15 protein-coding genes are annotated in these 15333 nt (G+C 69.4%); 10 read left to right on the forward strand and 5 right to left on the reverse strand.

Features of this window, described 5'->3' with window-relative positions; translation table 11 throughout:
- The first annotated feature begins 219 nt into the window (after window positions 1–219).
- A complete protein-coding gene (locus HII36_RS17245) occupies window positions 220–876 on the forward strand; it encodes a JAB domain-containing protein (protein WP_173524215.1) in 657 nt (218 codons plus the stop codon).
- 550 nt (window positions 877–1426) lie between these two features.
- On the opposite strand, the gene HII36_RS17250 is transcribed toward HII36_RS17245, so the two are convergent.
- Both HII36_RS17250 and HII36_RS17255 read right to left on the reverse strand, forming a co-directional pair.
- Window positions 1427–1927: a hypothetical protein gene (locus HII36_RS17250; protein WP_173524216.1), complete on the reverse strand. Its 501-nt coding sequence runs from the start codon at window positions 1925–1927 to the stop codon at window positions 1427–1429.
- A gap of 84 nt (window positions 1928–2011) precedes the next feature.
- Window positions 2012–2359 carry a hypothetical protein gene (locus HII36_RS17255; RefSeq protein WP_173524217.1) on the reverse strand — a complete coding sequence of 116 codons (348 nt, stop codon included), beginning with the start codon at window positions 2357–2359 and terminating at the stop codon, window positions 2012–2014.
- Between the two features lie 705 nt (window positions 2360–3064).
- Here HII36_RS17255 and HII36_RS17260 point away from each other — a divergent pair.
- Window positions 3065–3553, forward strand: coding sequence for a GntR family transcriptional regulator (locus tag HII36_RS17260; RefSeq protein ID WP_328807751.1), 489 nt, complete (start codon window positions 3065–3067; stop codon window positions 3551–3553).
- 42 nt (window positions 3554–3595) lie between these two features.
- On the forward strand, window positions 3596–4078 hold the full coding sequence (locus tag HII36_RS17265) for a GntR family transcriptional regulator (RefSeq protein ID WP_173524219.1): 483 nt from the start codon (window positions 3596–3598) through the stop codon (window positions 4076–4078).
- A gap of 848 nt (window positions 4079–4926) precedes the next feature.
- Here HII36_RS17265 and HII36_RS17270 read toward each other — a convergent pair.
- The 3 genes from HII36_RS17270 to HII36_RS17280 all read right to left on the reverse strand — a co-directional run bounded on the left by HII36_RS17270 (window position 4927) and on the right by HII36_RS17280 (window position 7427).
- Complete coding sequence (locus HII36_RS17270; RefSeq protein WP_173524220.1) at window positions 4927–5343, reverse strand: ASCH domain-containing protein; 417 nt, start codon at window positions 5341–5343, stop codon at window positions 4927–4929.
- 141 nt (window positions 5344–5484) lie between these two features.
- Complete coding sequence (locus HII36_RS17275; protein WP_173524221.1) at window positions 5485–6507, reverse strand: hypothetical protein; 1023 nt, start codon at window positions 6505–6507, stop codon at window positions 5485–5487.
- Window positions 6508–6554: 47 nt separating this feature from the next.
- A complete protein-coding gene (locus HII36_RS17280) occupies window positions 6555–7427 on the reverse strand; it encodes a DMT family transporter (protein ID WP_236003587.1) in 873 nt (290 codons plus the stop codon).
- A gap of 52 nt (window positions 7428–7479) precedes the next feature.
- Here HII36_RS17280 and HII36_RS17285 point away from each other — a divergent pair, with 52 nt between their 5' ends.
- The 7 genes from HII36_RS17285 (at window position 7480) to HII36_RS17315 (ending at window position 15295) form a co-directional block, all read left to right on the forward strand.
- Window positions 7480–8892 carry an aminotransferase-like domain-containing protein gene (locus tag HII36_RS17285; RefSeq protein WP_173524222.1) on the forward strand — a complete coding sequence of 471 codons (1413 nt, stop codon included), beginning with the start codon at window positions 7480–7482 and terminating at the stop codon, window positions 8890–8892.
- A gap of 109 nt (window positions 8893–9001) precedes the next feature.
- Window positions 9002–9547 carry a CGNR zinc finger domain-containing protein gene (locus HII36_RS17290; protein WP_173524223.1) on the forward strand — a complete coding sequence of 182 codons (546 nt, stop codon included), beginning with the start codon at window positions 9002–9004 and terminating at the stop codon, window positions 9545–9547.
- Window positions 9548–9591: 44 nt separating this feature from the next.
- Window positions 9592–10200 carry a GNAT family N-acetyltransferase gene (locus HII36_RS17295; protein WP_173524224.1) on the forward strand — a complete coding sequence of 203 codons (609 nt, stop codon included), beginning with the start codon at window positions 9592–9594 and terminating at the stop codon, window positions 10198–10200.
- 13 nt (window positions 10201–10213) lie between these two features.
- Window positions 10214–11089, forward strand: coding sequence for a 1,4-dihydroxy-2-naphthoate polyprenyltransferase (locus HII36_RS17300; RefSeq protein ID WP_173524225.1), 876 nt, complete (start codon window positions 10214–10216; stop codon window positions 11087–11089).
- Between the two features lie 107 nt (window positions 11090–11196).
- Window positions 11197–12558 (forward strand): purine-cytosine permease family protein, encoded by a 1362-nt coding sequence (locus HII36_RS17305; RefSeq protein WP_173524226.1) that lies wholly within the window; start codon window positions 11197–11199, stop codon window positions 12556–12558.
- Window positions 12558–14294 (forward strand): adenine deaminase C-terminal domain-containing protein, encoded by a 1737-nt coding sequence (locus tag HII36_RS17310; RefSeq protein WP_236003588.1) that lies wholly within the window; start codon window positions 12558–12560, stop codon window positions 14292–14294. The genes HII36_RS17305 and HII36_RS17310 overlap by 1 nt, the downstream gene beginning before the upstream one ends.
- A gap of 2 nt (window positions 14295–14296) precedes the next feature.
- Entirely contained in the window at window positions 14297–15295 is a 999-nt protein-coding gene (locus HII36_RS17315) for an adenosine deaminase (RefSeq protein WP_173524227.1), read from the forward strand.
- Window positions 15296–15333 lie beyond the last annotated feature (38 nt).

The raw sequence follows: 15333 nt of genomic DNA on the forward strand, positions 1-15333 counted from the left end.
GCTCCCACCTCCCCCATCTGACCGCCACCCCTCACGACCCGCAGAGACCAAGCGAGCGCAGCCCGCGGAGACAGCCGCGGAAACAACGACGCCCGGCAGGGCCACCACAGGTCGGTCACGCCAAGAGGCCCAGATGACCGCTCACCCCCACACAAGCCACAAATCCCCAGCTCAGAGTTGTCAGTCCCCGCTGATAGAACCGTCCTGGAGGTTTTGCGGATGCGAGTCAAAGACCTGCCCAAGCGCGAACGACCGCGCGAACGGCTCATGGCCATCGGCGCCTCGGCGCTGGCCGACCGGGAGTTGCTGGCCGTGCTCCTCGGCTCGGGTTTTCGCGGGTCCAGCGCGATGGACCTGGCCGCCCAGGTGATCCAGCATTGCGGGGACATCGACGGGCTCGCCCGTTCCGACCCGCACCGGCTGCTCGCCGTACCGGGGGTCGGCCCCGCCAAGGCGGCGCGCGTCGCGGCGGCGTTCCACCTGGTGCGCCGGGCCGAGGCCGAGCCTGCGCGTGAGCGGGTCGCGAGCACGTCCGACCTGGCGTACGTGGCCGCGCCGCTGCTGCGCAACCGGCCGCGCGAGCGCCTGGTCGTGGTCGTCTGCGACACGCGGGGCGCGGTGCTGCGGCGTTCCGTGCTCACCGAGGGCGGCACGGACCACACGACGGTGCCGGTCAGGGAGGTGATCACGTCCGTGCTCGCCGCCGGAGGAGCGGTGTTCGGCGTCGCGCACAACCACCCCAGCGGCTCGCTGGAACCGAGCGAGGCCGACCTCGCCGCCACCGCCCGTCTCGCCGAAGCCGCGGAAACGGTGGGGCTGCGCTTCCTCGACCACCTGATCGTCACCGACACGGCCTGGCGCCGCATCGCCGCATGAAGGAGATTCGTCCATCCGCCAGATTCCCCAAGAACAGCCGCGCACCAGGCCAGCGAAGGCCAAAAGCCATGATCCCGCTGATAGCTCCGAACCTCTGACGGCCAAGGAAAGCCCATGAGAATCTAATCGCGCGGACAGGCCGTTTGGACGTCATCGAGCCTGGTACTCGTGGCGGTGTGGTCCTGCGCCTCCCGGAGGGCGCGGGGCCACACCTACGTGACGGCGCCCGTCCATGGACATCGTGGGCAGCGATTCCCCTGGCCGAGCCCTCGTCATGTACGGCGTCGCCGCCCGGCCCCGAGCCCGGGTCCGATGACATGGCTACAGCGTGGGGACTACGGAGATACCGCGCTGTGCTGCCGGCGGCCGTCCGCGCTCCTGGAGAGCAGCGCGTGTCCGTGGACCGGGGTGGCCCGCGAACACCGCGCCTGAACCCCCGGCAGGCGGGAGTTTGTCGTCACTCGCCCGCCTGCCGGGGCAACAGCCCCGCCGCAAGCCGAGACCCTCGCTCGGTGGTGCCCGGGTGATCGCCTTGGGGAGTGTCCCATGATCAACTTGCGGGAGACGCATCCTCAAGAAGGGTCACCGTCTCCTCCAGGATCCCCACGAACTCGGCGACCGGGAGCTCGGCCACGAAGACCGTTCCCGCATGCTCGGGATGCGTGAGCAGGTGGCCTTCCCGCCAGAACTCCAACGTGATCACCAGATGGCCGCCGTCCCGCCAGAGGAATGACGTCACGTTGTCGGTCGTGGGGCCCCAGCCCCAGCGGTGAAAGAAGCCGAACCGCTCGCACTCCTGCTCGCCGTCCCCGATCCCAGCCAGAAGCCGGCGATGAACGGCGGCCGGCGACAAACCGGCGAACGGCGGGGCCTGGCCTTCAGCGGCAACGGTGCGCGCCACGCAATGACGAAACTGCGGGACGAAGACCATGTTGTCCTCGCACGTCACCCACTGATCAGCGATCCACAGATCCACCCGACGCATCGCCGAGCCGTCCCAGGGTCCCACCTCCACAGCGAACCTGCGCTTGTCACCCAACAGCCCAGCCATCAGAGCACGGTGACAGGTGCGCCGCCCGCGCACAAACAGTCCTCGCCTGTCGCTGACACCGAGGTCGTGATCACGGGACACGGCCTACGAAATATGGGCAGGGCGGTCGGCATCGGGCCTCACCTCCGCGATCCGGTCGTCGCGGACATGGACCCGCACCCAGAAGTCCTTGCCGCAGTGCGCGCACTCGCAGTAACCCTCGCCGTCGGCCGTGCCCTCGTCCGGACGCCGCAGCGGTTTGCCCCGATGGCCGCCGGCCCACCGCAGGATGTCACCGAGCCGGTATTCGCGCAGGTCCAAGAGGCCCAGCCGGAACTCCACCGCGCACCTCGCGCGCACCAGGCAGCGAGGACATTCCAGCTCCGCCAGCAGCAGGTTGTAGAGACCCATCGGCTCATGGTCGCGGCCGTTGGCGGAAATGGCGACGGCCATCGCGTAATCCCCCGGAATAGGCGAAGAAGCAAGACCGAGGGAAGTAAGCGATGGCCGCAGGCAACAGTCTGGCCTCGGACGGCGGCGAAGTGAAGCGGATCCCAACCAGTGACCCCGACTTGTCTCCGAGCACCAGACTCGTCGCCGAGCGCCAAGTGAAAGGCCCCGGCAGGCGCCCGCTGGCGCGATGGGATGACACCTGCCGGGAGAGAATGATCCACCTCGTCCTGCAACGAAGGCGGATAAAGATCCAGAGGCCATGGAGGGATGACCTCTGGACCGCACGGGGGCGCCTACCGGGAGGTCATCGGGCCGCCCCGATCAGTATGAGCTGCCAGGCCTCGGCTACGTCCAACGAGAGTCGCATGGTGCATTCCTCGACTTTCTCCCCTCCGCTATGTCGCGTTATTCGTCGAATGAGTGACATCCCGCCCGCCTGACATAGCTCGTAAACCACAGGCCTGCATTCGCACGTTTGGTCCCGCACTCGCATTCGGTTTGTTCGGGAGAATGCGGGCCTCCAGTCCAACTCAATACACATTGGCGTGGTGCCCGACAAATGGTGGCCGTAGTGAACATCCTCCTCCCAGCAACACACGTCCTCACTGTAACGCCTCACGTATCCACTGGTCTAGTAGCCGTATTCATACACTCGACGAAACGTCTGCTTTGTGCTGCATGTACGTTTTCGTCTATACTCCCGACGTGCTTGATCGCGAAGGACCCGTCCCTATCTACAAGCAGGTCGCAGACTTGATTCGCGCGCAAATCGAACGCGGCGAACTCAAGGACGGCGATCCAGTGCCGAGTGAGGCCAAGCTGGAGAAGGACTACGACATCGCCAGGACGACCGCTCGACGAGTCGCGCGCGAGCTGCGCGAACAGGGAATGGCGTACACGATTCAGGGCGAGGGCACATTCGTCGGCCGGCCGGGGATTCCGCGGACATCCAGGAAGATTCCGCTCTATCAGAAGATCGCCGAGGAAGTCACAGAAAGAATCTTGAACGGCGAGTTTCCGCCGAACAGGGCGATACCCGGCGAAAAGGCCATGATGGAGCAATATCAGGTCGCCAAAGTCACAGCGCGACAAGCCGTCGCATACTTGAGAGAACAGGGCTGGGTATTCACGGTTCCGCAGCGGGGGACTTTCGTGACGAGCCCGGAAAACTGGCCGAAGGGGAAGAGTTCTTAATCTCCCCAGCCTTAAGGCGGGCGCCCATATACCCTAGGGACCATGGTGGATCGCAAGGGTGAGGTGCATCTTTACCTCCAGATCAGCGAGGTTATCCGGTCCCGCATCGTCCAAGGGCTCTCCCCTGGGGATCTCGTGACCAGCGAGGCGAAAATCCAGCGGGAATTTCACGTGGCCCGCACCACCGCGCGAAAAGCCATCCGGGTGTTGCGCGATCAAGGTCTCGTGCACACCATTCAGGGCGAAGGTACGTTTTTCGGCTCGCTGGACGAGCGGCCGCAAACTGAGCGCAGCAGCCCGCTGTACCGGTACGTGGCGGACGAAATCCGCCGGCAGATCATTTCCGGGCAACTGCCACCGGAGCATCCCGTTCCCGGCGAGGTCACGCTGAAGCGGCGTTACGGGGTGGCCAGGGAGACCATTCGGCGTGGGATGGCCTATCTGCGGGAGGAAGGCTGGGTCTACACGATCCCGCATCGAGGCAGCTACGTCTCACCGCGAGACCAGTGGCCGGCCGAGCCCTGACTTCGGGTCCGCACTTTTGGGCCCGCCCAGCCCTGATCACTGGTCCGCCGAGGTCTGATCGCTGGTCCGGCCAGTCTCACGGACTGGCTGGTCTCTTGGGCTGGCTGGTCTCCTGGTTCGGCTGGTCTCACGGTTCGGCTGGTCTCACGGTTCGGCTGGTCTCACGGTTCGGCTGGTCTCACGGGCTGGCCGGTCTCCTGGACTGGCCAGTCTTCGGCGCGGTTGCGTCGCCTGCCCGGCTGCGTCTTCGGCGCGGCGTGCGCCGCCGACCCGGCTGTGATTCCGGCGGGAACGGGTTTCCGCGGGAGCTGCTTCCCCGCCGGAGCGGTCTCCCGCAAGGGCGGTTCGGTCGCGACTGCGTGGCCGACGTGATGGCGGGTGGCGTGATGGCAGGTGTCCTGCTCGTGGTCGCGGACTGCGCCGCTCCCCTTGATCGCACCAGCCTTCACCGTGGAATGGGACTGCGAGGGTTGCTGAGGCGCGGCGCCCAACCGCCGGCCTCCTATCGGCAACCGCTATCGGCAGCGCCCCATCGACTGCGCCCCTTCTGGCAGCGCCGACTGCTCGCGAGGGGCCCGGGCGCTGGGTGATTGCGGTGTGGGTGTGCTGTGGGAAGTCGCCGTTCGTTGTCAGTACCACCCGACGGCTGCGTCCGGCTGCTCGATCGGCGTTTCTCGGCGAGTACCGGATTGTGTCGGGATATGGGCGCGCGCGTTGACGACGTGTCCGTGAGCGTCTGGGAAGTCGCATCGACGCGGCGGGCGCGGGCCCGAGACCTGGGAGGCCGGCGTCATGACCTGGACTGGAGGCCGGGGGCAGTTGGGTGACCTGGTCGCGGGCGTCCGGCGTTACTCGGGCGCTGGAGTGGGGGCGTCAGTCACGTGGAACCAGAGGCAGACCACTGTGGCCGTGTCGTCCACCTGGCCGCCCTGGGCGAGCCAGTAGCGGCGGTGGGCGTCGCGCCAGTGCTGGATCGAGGTGAAGCCCTCGCCCTCCGCCTGGGCGAACTCCCACGGCACCGCCGCGAACGGGTGCAGGTCGACCCGCGTCACCTCCACGTCGGCGACCCGGTCGCCCGCGTCGTCCACCAGAGCCAGGCGTTCGCCGACGTGCTCCAACTCCTCGCCCTCGGCCTCGTAGTCGAGCGTGAGCAGGCCGGCCGTGGCAGTCTTGGCTCCGGACAGGACCAGGTCGGTCAACCGGGTGCGCAGTTCGCCCGGTGTGCCGAGTTCGAGCACGCGTAGTCCGTCACGTCGTGGCCACATGGGCGTCAGGATAGTGGCCACGGTACGAGCGCCGGGATAGTGGCCGCCGCCGTACGGGTGTCCCGACCATGGGCGCCGCCGTACGGGTGTCCCGACCATGGGCGCCGTACGAGCGTCCGGGCCGTGGGCGCAGGGCGAGGGTTAGAACACTGGGATGATCTCCTCTGGGTCGATGAAGTCCACCGGGACGCCCTCCAGGTCGAGTTCAGGAATGGCCGGAAAAGCGATCCCCCACCGTTCGACGATGGCTCTGACCCTGGCCATGGCGACGCGCCAGTTCTCCGCCTGCTCCTCGTAGGACAGTACGCCCAGCCCCGCGTCCCTGGCGTGGTCCATCAGGACGCGGTGGTTGTCCAGGAAGTACGGCGGCAGCTCCCAGAAGCCCGCCGGCGGCTCCCAGAGGATCATGGACAGGAAGACGAAACCCGCGCGGAGCTGACGGGTGATGAGCGTGCGCGTGTCGTCGGTGAGCCCGGGCCATTCGTTCTCCAGAATGGTCATGCAGATCTGGAGATGGCGTGACTCGTCGCGGCCGATGCGATTGAACATTTCGCTGAACACCGGATGCTGGGTGCCGCTCGCCATGCCGCGGAAAAGCGTCGAGGCGGCCATCTCCCCCATCATGAAACTGGTGAACAGCACCGGCAGAGAGTATTTGCCGACGGCCGAGGTGTAGCCGGTCCAGTAGCGGCCGCCGTTGTGGTAGAGCCAGCCGATGTTGTTGTGCGCGGCCTTTTCCAGATCGTCGGACGGGGTCCAGTCGAGCGGCCCGCCCGGCCATAGTTTGGCGATCGTGCGCTGGCAGCATTCCTCGTGGTTCATCTCGTCACGGGTGATGGAGAAGAAACACTTCCGTACCGGGTCCTCCTCGTGCTTCTCGAACGCCTGGATGGTGGCGCGGGCGAAGACCGCCGGGCCCGAGGCGTCGAAATTGGCCAGCACCGCGAACCAGTACATGATGCCGAGCCGCTGCTCGCGGGTGAAGTCGTCGGGTGACAGGCCGTCCCAGGGCAGGTCGGCCGGGTTCCAGAGCATGCGCTTGGACTTCTCGTAGATGGCGGCGAGTTTCTCGGTCTCCACTCGCCATTCCATCGGGTAGATATTCGGTTGCGGGATCTCCGGGGCCGGCCAGAAACCGCCGTCCGGGATCGTGAGGTCCGCCATGGGTGTGACACCTCCCCTCCCCATCGTGCGTGGTGGCGTCACGGCTTTCAAGTACGGGCGCGCTGCGTGACGGCCACGCACACCAGCACGGCCAGCGCCGCCGCGACGGTCGCCGGGCCGAACCGCTCCCCCATCAGGAACCAGGCCCAGACCAGCGTGAGCAGCGGCTGGACGAGCTGCGTCTGCCCGGCTCTGGCGATGCCGCCCCTGGCCAGGCCCGCGTACCAGGGGAAGAAGCCGAGGAACATCGAGATCAGGCCGACGTACGCGAAACCCGCCAGCGCCGGGACGGACGGCGTGATCGGCGTGGTCACGGCCAGGGCTGCGGTGATGGGCACGGTGAGCGGCAGCGACAGGACCAGCGCGTGCGAGATGACCCGCCAGCCCGGCGTCTGCCGCGACAGGCGGCCGCCCTCGGTGTAGCCGACGGCCGCCGACAGCAGCGCGCCGACCAGCAGCAGGTCCGGCCAGGCGGCCGAGGCGGTGTGGCTCCTGGTGAGGGTGAAGACCGTGATGGCCAGCGCCCCGGCCGCGACGGCCAGCCAGAACAGGCGGCGCGGACGTTCGCCGGCCCGCACGACCGCGGTGGCCGCGGTGGCGGCCGGGAGCAGGCCGATGACCACGGCCGCGTGGGACGTGCTGGCCCCCAGGTCCAGGGCCAGGCCGCTGAACACGGGGAAGCCGAAGACCACGCCCAGTGAGATCGCGGCGTACGCGGGCCACTGATGCCTGGGCGGGAGCAGCGGGTGCCCGGCGGCCTTCAGGCAGACCGCGGCGACGGCGCCGGCCACGGCGGCCCGGCCGATCGCGACCAGCCAGGGGTCGAAGCCCTCCATGGCGAAGACGGTGGCCGGGAACGAGCCGGAGAAGGCCAGCACGCCGAGGAAGGCCAGGAGGGTGCCCTGGCGGGCGGCCGACATCCGCGGAGGGAGTGCTACTGTCTGCGCGATAGTAGCGCTATCGTGGTCTTTCATGAACAACGATAGCAGTATCGCCCAGATCGCCGCGATACTGCGTGACGAGGCCGGCCGCCTGGGTGCGGGGGCGCGGCTGCCGTCCAGCAGGGAGATCGTGCGGCGGCACGGCGTCAGCCCGGTGACCGTCTCCAGAGCGCTCGGCCGGCTGGCCGCCGAGGGCCGCGTGATCATCAAGCCGGGCACGGGGGCGTTCGTGGCGCACCTGGTCGCCGCGCCGCACGACACCGCGGACCTGTCGTGGCAGACCGTGGCGCTGGGCGACCGGGTGGTGGACGAGAGCGGCGTCACCTCGTTGCTCAGCCCGCCGGCCGACGGCGTCATCCCGCTGACCGGCGGCTACCTGAACCCGGGGCTCCGGCCGGACAAGCAGCTGGCCGCGGCGGCCGCCCGAGCCGTGCGCAGGGCGGACGCCTGGGCCATGCCGCCGCTGCCCGGGCTGGTGGAGCTGCGCAGGTGGTTCGCCGCGCAGGCGGGTGGCGACGTGACCACGTCCGACACGCTGATCGTCAGCGGCGGGCAGGCCGCGCTCACCCACGCCTTCCGCGCGGTCGCCGCGCCGGGCACCCCGGTGCTGCTGGAAACGCCCACGTACCCGGGCGCGCTGGCCGCGGCCAAGGCGGCCGGGCTGCGCGCGCACGCGGTGCCGATGGACCGTGACGGCGTCCGTCCCGACCTGCTGGCCGAGGCGTTCGCGATGACCGGGGCCCGGGTGTTCTGCTGCCAGCCGACCCTGCACAACCCGACCGGGGCCACGCTCACGCTCGAACGGCGCGCGCAGGTCATCGAGGTGGCCAGGGCGGCGGGCGCGTTCGTGGTCGAGGACGACTTCGCCCGCTACCTGACCGAGCAGCCGCCGCCGTCGCTGGTGTCCATGGACGGGCACGGGACGGTCGTGCACGTGCAGTCGCTGACCAAGGTGCTGTCGCCCAGCCTGCGGGTGGCCGCGATCATCGCCCGCGGGCCCGCCGCGCACCGGCTGCGCGCCAGCCAGCTCGTCGAGTCGTTCTTCGTGGCCAGGCCGCTGCAGGAGACGGCGCTGGAGTTCGTCACCTCGGCGGCCTGGCGGCGGCACCTGACGGCGGTGCACGCCGAGATCGCCACCAGGCGCGACACGCTCGCCGCCGCGCTGGCCGCGCACCTGCCCGCGGCCGAGCTGCACCTGCTGCCGCGCGGCGGGATGCACCTGTGGGTCAGGCTGCCCGCGGACACCGACGAGAACGCCCTGGTGGAGGCCGCCCAGCGCAACGGCGCCCTGGTGAGCCCGGGGCGGATCTTCTACCCGTCGGAGCCGCCGGGGCCGCGGCTGCGGGTCACCCACATGGCGGCGGCGAACCTGGCCGAGCTGGTGGAGGGGGTACGGCGGCTGGGGCAGGCGTTCACGGACCTGCCCGCGCCCGCCACCGGTTGAGCGCATCGGGCAGGCACATCGGCAGGCGTGTCGGATCCCGCGACCGGGCGGGAACATCGGGACGACCGGGGGCGGAGCAGGGCATGATCGGCCAAGTAGAGTAGGCGATATGCCGTTCTCCGCCGAGCTCGTGCGGGACTTCGTGAACACCTACGACGTCGAAGCCGACGCGGACGAGCTGGCCTCCCCCGCCGAACTGGCGATCTGGTTGCGCGAGCGCGGCCTGATCGGGCCGCGCGACCGGGCCGCCGACGAGGACCTGCAGACCGCGCTCGCGCTGCGCGAGGGCCTGCGGGCGGCGCTCAGACGCGAGGCCGCGGAACTGCCGGCCCTGCCCCTGCACGTCCGCGTCAACCCGACCAACGCCCCGGACGAGGGTGGGGCCCCGGGCCACGGCCCCGAGCTGGTGCCGGCCGAGAACGGGGTGCCGGGCGGGCTGGCCAGGATCCTGGTCGCCGCGGTCGAGACACCGTGGGACCGGCTGAAGGTGTGCGCGGAGGCGACCTGCCAGTGGGCATTCATCGACACGTCCAAAAACCGTTCCCGTTCGTGGTGTTCGATGCGGGTATGCGGAAACCGCACCAAGACACGCGCGTACCGGGCGAGGAAGCGGGGTTCGCGTCGTCTCCAAGGGTCAAACACCGATACGGTGTAACTCGTGCCTTGTGGCATGGACGGCAGGCGAAGGAGCGGGCCGAGATGGCAGACGTAGGCGTCCGGGCGGCCCGGCGCGAGGATGTTCTCCAGGTTGCGAACACGCAGATCCGCGCCTGGCGTTACGGCTATCGGGATTTCCTGCCCGAGGGCCCACTTGAGCAGATGACCGGCCCGGCGGCGGAGAAGATGTGGCTGCGCCAGTGGGACGAGGCGATCGTCGCCCCGCCCACCCCCCGTCATCGCGTGCTGGTCGCCGTGGAGACCATTCTCGACACCGAGGGCTTCCCGGCGCTGGGCGCGGGCGGCAGCGCCGCGCTGACCACCCCGCGCGGCGGGGAGCGCGTGGTCGGGCTGGCCTCGCACGCCCCCGCGGAGGACCCCGACCTCGACCCCAGCGTGGTGGCGGAGATGCTGACGCTGCTGGTCGACCCCGACTTCGTCCGCCGCGGGCACGGCAGCAGGCTGCTCAACGCCACCGTCGACCATCTGCGCGAAGACGGCTTCCGCCAGATCGTGACGTGGGTGTTCGCCGACAACTACGCTGTGCTCGGCTTCCTGGAGTCCGCCGGATGGGGTGAAGACATGGCCGAGCGCGTGCTCGACATGGGCCGCCCGATCCGCATGGTCAGGCTCACCACGGACATCAGCTAGAGGTTTCGACGACATGGCAACCCCCGGCCAGTGGATCGCCGGCGCACGCCCCCGGACCCTGCCCAACGCGCTCGTCCCCGTCATGGTGGGCACCGGCGTGGCGATCGGCGAAGGCGGATTCGTGTGGTGGCGGGCCGTGCTGGCCCTGCTCGTGGCGCTGTCGCTGCAGATCGGCGTCAACTACGCCAACGACTACAGCGACGGCATCAGGGGCACCGACGACGAGCGGGTCGGCCCGATGCGCCTGGTCGGCTCGCGCGTGGCGACGCCGCCGCAGGTGCTGGCCGCCGCGCTGGGTTGTTTCGCGCTGGCGGCGGTGCTCGGGCTGATCCTGGTGGTGGTCACGCAGGCGTGGTGGGTGCTGCTGGTCGGCGCCGCGGCCATCGCCGCCGCGTGGTTCTACACCGGCGGCAAGACGCCGTACGGCTACCGGGCGCTGGGCGAGTTGTCGGTGTTCGTGTTCTTCGGCGTGGTGCCGGTGGTCGGCACCGCGTTCGTGCAGACCGAGCAGTTGTCGTGGGCGGCGTTGATCGCCTCGATCCCGGTCGGGCTGCTGTCGTGCTCGATGCTCGTCGTGAACAACCTGCGTGACGTGCCGACCGACACCGAGGCGGGCAAGCGCACGCTGGCCGTGGTGCTGGGCGCGGCCCGCACCCGCACGCTGTACGCGGCGTGCCTGATCGTGCCGTTCGCGGTGGCCCTGGCGATGATCCCGCTGGCGCCGGCGGCGGCGCTGGCGGTGCTGGCCGCGCCGCTGGCGATGGGCCCGGTGAAGATCGTCCGGGGTGGGGCGGTCGGCCCGGCGCTGATCGCCGCGCTCCAGCAGACCGGCAAGCTGCAACTGGCGTACGGCCTGTTGTTGTCGGCCGGTTTGGCGATCACCTTGTAGTGGGATACAAACCACCGCGTCACGCTCGTACATCTGGATAAATCACCAGGTCAGGCCCCTTTGGTTCACTGAATGCGGATATTTCGGTGAACCCCCCAGGAGGAGCCATGGAACAACGCGGAATCGAGCTGGTCTCCGCCGAGGAGAGGTACGGCCGGCCGCGTGACCTGCTCTTCCTCTGGACGGGCACGACGATGGGCATCTTCACCCTCGTCTACGGCATCACGATCGTCTCCTTCTTCCACCTCACCTTCACCCAGGCCGTCCTCGCCATCATCGTCGGCAACCTGCTGGCCTTCCCGCTGGTCGGCCTGACCAGCCTGCAGGGCCCGGCCACCGGCACCTCCACGATGGCCGTCTCCAGGGCCGCCTACGGCCCCAAGGGCGCCCGGGTGCTGAGCTTCTTCGGCTGGCTGAACATGGTCGGCTTCGAGGCCGGCGGCATGGTGCTCATCACGCTGGCCGCGCTGTCGCTGCTGGAGCAGGCCGGCGTGACCTCGCAGGGCCTGGGGCTGAAGATCGCGGTCATCGTGATCGCCGCCCTGATCCAGCTCGTGCTGCCGCTGATCGGCCACGCGGCCGTGATGAAGGCGCAGAAGTACTTCACCTGGGTCTTCGTCGTGCTCTTCGGAGTGATGGCCGTCCTGATCGCGCCGAAGGTGCAGCTCTCGGCCGGCGAACCGGCCGACTTCTCGGCGTTCACCTGGGCCGTGGCCCTGGTCATGGCCGGCGGCGGGCTGTCCTGGGGGCCGCTGGGCGGTGACTACTCCCGCTACCTGCCGAAGAACTCGTCGAAGAAGGCCGTGTTCGGCTACGCGGCGCTGGGCGGGTTCGTCCCCTACATCCTGCTGATGACCCTCGGCGCGGCCGTGGCCACCGCGCTCACGGCCGACACCTCCGACCCGATCTCGGGGCTCCCCGGCGTCCTGCCCGGCTGGTTCGTGGTGCCGTACCTGCTGCTGGCGATGGTCTCGCTGTTCGCGGTCAACACCACCGACCTGTACTCCTCCGGCCTGAACCTGCAGGCGGCCGGCATCAAGGTGAAGCGCTGGGTGGCCGTCGTGGCCGACCTCATCCTCTGCACGATCATCACGTTCGTCGCGGTGACCTCGAACGACTTCAACACCCTGCTCAACAACTTCCTCGCGCTGCTGGTGATCTGGCTGGCGCCGTGGGCGGGCGTGTACATCACGGACTGGGTGCGCAGGAAGGGCCGCTACGACGCGCGGGCGCTGTTCGACACCGAGGGCCCCGGTCAGGTGCGGTGGCCGGCGCTCATCGCCCAGGGGCTCGGCATGGTCGCCGCCGCCCTCTGGGTCAACTCCGCCGCCTACGTCGGCCCGATCTCCGAGGCGACCGGCGGCAGCGACTTCAGCATCTTCGCGGGCTTCCTCGTGGCGGGGATCGCGTACGCGGTTCTCGACCGGCGGCCCGCCGTACAGACTGTGGCTATCGAGGGGGCTTCCTGATGGATCGTGACCTGCTGGACGTGGCGTACGGGCGCAAGCCCGCCGAGAAGATCATCGCGAACGGGACACTCGTCAACGTCCTGACCGGCGAGGTCTACCCGGCCGAGATCGGGATCGTGGGCGACCGCATCGCGGCCGTCGAGCCGAGCCTGCCGCGCGGCCCCGAGACCGAGGTCATCGACGCCCGCGGCGGTTACCTGGTGCCCGGCCTGATCGACGGTCACCTGCACATCGAGTGCAGCAAGCTCTCGGTGACCAGCTTCGCCGACCTGGTGGTGCCGTTCGGCACGACGAGCGTGGTGTCCGGCCTGGACCAGATCCTGGTGGCCGAGGGCCTGGAAGGCGTGCGCAAGTCGCTGGACGAGTCCAAGCGCACCGGCATGCGCATCTGGTGGGGCGCGCCGGCCAAGGCGCCGTACACGGTGCCCGAGTCGACCGTCGGGCACCCGTTCGGCCCGGACGAGCACCGCGTCGCCCAGCGGTGGCCCGAGTGCGTGGGCATCTGGGAGACCGTGCAGGAGATGGTCGAGCACGGCGACCCGGCCGTGCTCGACGCGCTCGATCAGGCCAGGGCGAACCGGCTGCCGGTGTTCGGCTGCGCGCCGCTGTCGGACCCGCGCCGCATCAGCGGCCTGGCCGCGGCGGGGATCAGGCTCGACCACGAGTCGTACTCGCACGAGGAGATGCTGGAGAAGCTGCGCCGCGGCATCTACGGCATCGTCCGCGAGTCCAGCGTGGCGCACTTCCTGCAGGAGAACATCCAGGTCGTGGCCAAGGTGGGGGCGCGCAGGATCGCGTTCTGCACCGACGACGTGCACGCCGCCGACGTCCTGGCCGGCGGGCACATGGACAAGCTGGTGCGGATGGCGGTCAAGGCGGGCGTCGACCCGGTCACCGCGATCCAGATGGCCACGGTGAACTGCGCGGAGATGTACCGGATCGACCACCTGGTGGGCAGCCTCGCCCCCGGCCGGTTCGCCGACGTGCTGATCGTGGACTCCCTGGACGACTTCCAGGTCCGCGAGGTCGTCGCCGCGGGCGCGCTGACCGCCCGCGACGGCGCGATGATCACGCCGACCCCGGCTCCGGAGCGCGGCGCGGTGCGGCCGTTCCCGATCGACCCGGTCACCGCCGACGACCTGGTGCTGCGCGCCTCGGGCGACCAGGCCACGGTGCTCACGCTCGGCTTCACCGAGCAGGTCTTCGTGCGCAGGCGCCGCGACGTCACCCTGCCGGTGGTGGACGGGATCGTCGAGCCGTCCGTCGAGCAGGACGCGCTGCTCGTCACCGTCGTCGAGCGGTACGGCAAGACCGGCAACAAGCCGGTCGCCATGGTCAGCGGCATGGGCCTGCGGGCCGGCGCGATCGCCACCAGCGCGGCCCCCGACGACAACAACATCATCTGCGTCGGCGCCTCGCGCGCCGACATGGCCGTGGCGATCAACGCGGTCGCCGCGGCGGGCGGCGGCCAGGCCGTGGTGGTGGACGGCGAGGTGCGCGAGCTGCTGCCGCTGCCGGTCGGCGGCATCGTCTCCGACCTGCCGGCCGCCGAGATGGCGGTGCTGGAGGAGCGGCTCGACGACCTGGCCCGCGAGCTGGGCTGCGCGCTGCCCGCGCCGCTCATGTACCTGTTCTTCCTGTCGATCACCGCGATCCCCGACTACGCCGTCACCGACCTGGGTCTGGTGGACTGCGTGCGGCTCGAGGTCGTCGACCCCATCGTCTCGGAGGTTTGATCGTGAAGGACTTCATCGCCGGTCTGCCCAAGTGCGAGCTGCACCTGCACATCGAGGGCACGCTGGAGCCCGAGCTCAAGTTCGAGCTGGGCCGGCGCAACGGCATCGACCTGCCGTACGCGACGGTCGAGGAGATGCGGGCCGCCTACGACTTCGACGACCTGCCGTCGTTCCTCAAGGTGTACTACGAGGGCATGCAGGTGCTGCGCACCGAGCCCGACTTCTACGACCTGGCCATGGCGTACCTGCGCAAGGCCGCGTCGCAGAACGTGCGTTACGCGGAGATCTTCTTCGACCCGCAGGCGCACACCTCGCGCGGGGTGCCGTTCGACGTGGTGATCCGCGGGCTGCGCCGGGCGCTGCTCGACGCGCAGGCCCAGCTCGGCGTGCGGGCCCAGCTCATCATGTGCTTCCTGCGCGACTTCCAGGCCGAGTACGCGATGGCGACGCTGCTGGAGTCGCTGCCGTACAAGGAGTGGATCGTCGGCGTCGGCCTGGACTCCGACGAGAAGGGCAACCCGCCGGCCAAGTTCGCCGCGGTCTACGAGCGCGCCAGGCAGGAGGGCTACCTGCTGACCATGCACTGCGACGTGGACCAGGAGAACTCGATCGAGCACATCCGCCAGGCCGTCGAGGACATCGGCGTCGACCGGATCGACCACGGCGTCAACATCCTGGAGGACCCGCGGCTGGTCGAGCTGGTGCTGGCCAAGGGCTTGGGCCTGACCTGCTGCCCGATCTCCAACGGCTACGTCACCGACTCGATGAAGGCCGAGGGCATCCGCAAGCTCATGGACCTGGGCGTACGGGTGACGATCAACTCCGACGACCCGGCGTACTTCCCCGGGTATGTGCAGGAGAACGTGGCGGCCATCCAGGACGCGCTGCAGCTCACCGAGCAGGAGCTGGCCCAGCTCCAGCGCAACGCCTTCGAGATCACCTGGCTGCCGCGGCACCTCAAGGACGCCTATCTCGCCGAGATCGACGCCTACCTCTCCTGAGACACCTCCCTCTCCTGAGAGGCATACCTCCTGACTCC

The sequence above is a fragment of the Nonomuraea antri genome, from assembly GCF_013283785.1.
GTDB lineage: Bacteria > Actinomycetota > Actinomycetes > Streptosporangiales > Streptosporangiaceae > Nonomuraea > Nonomuraea antri.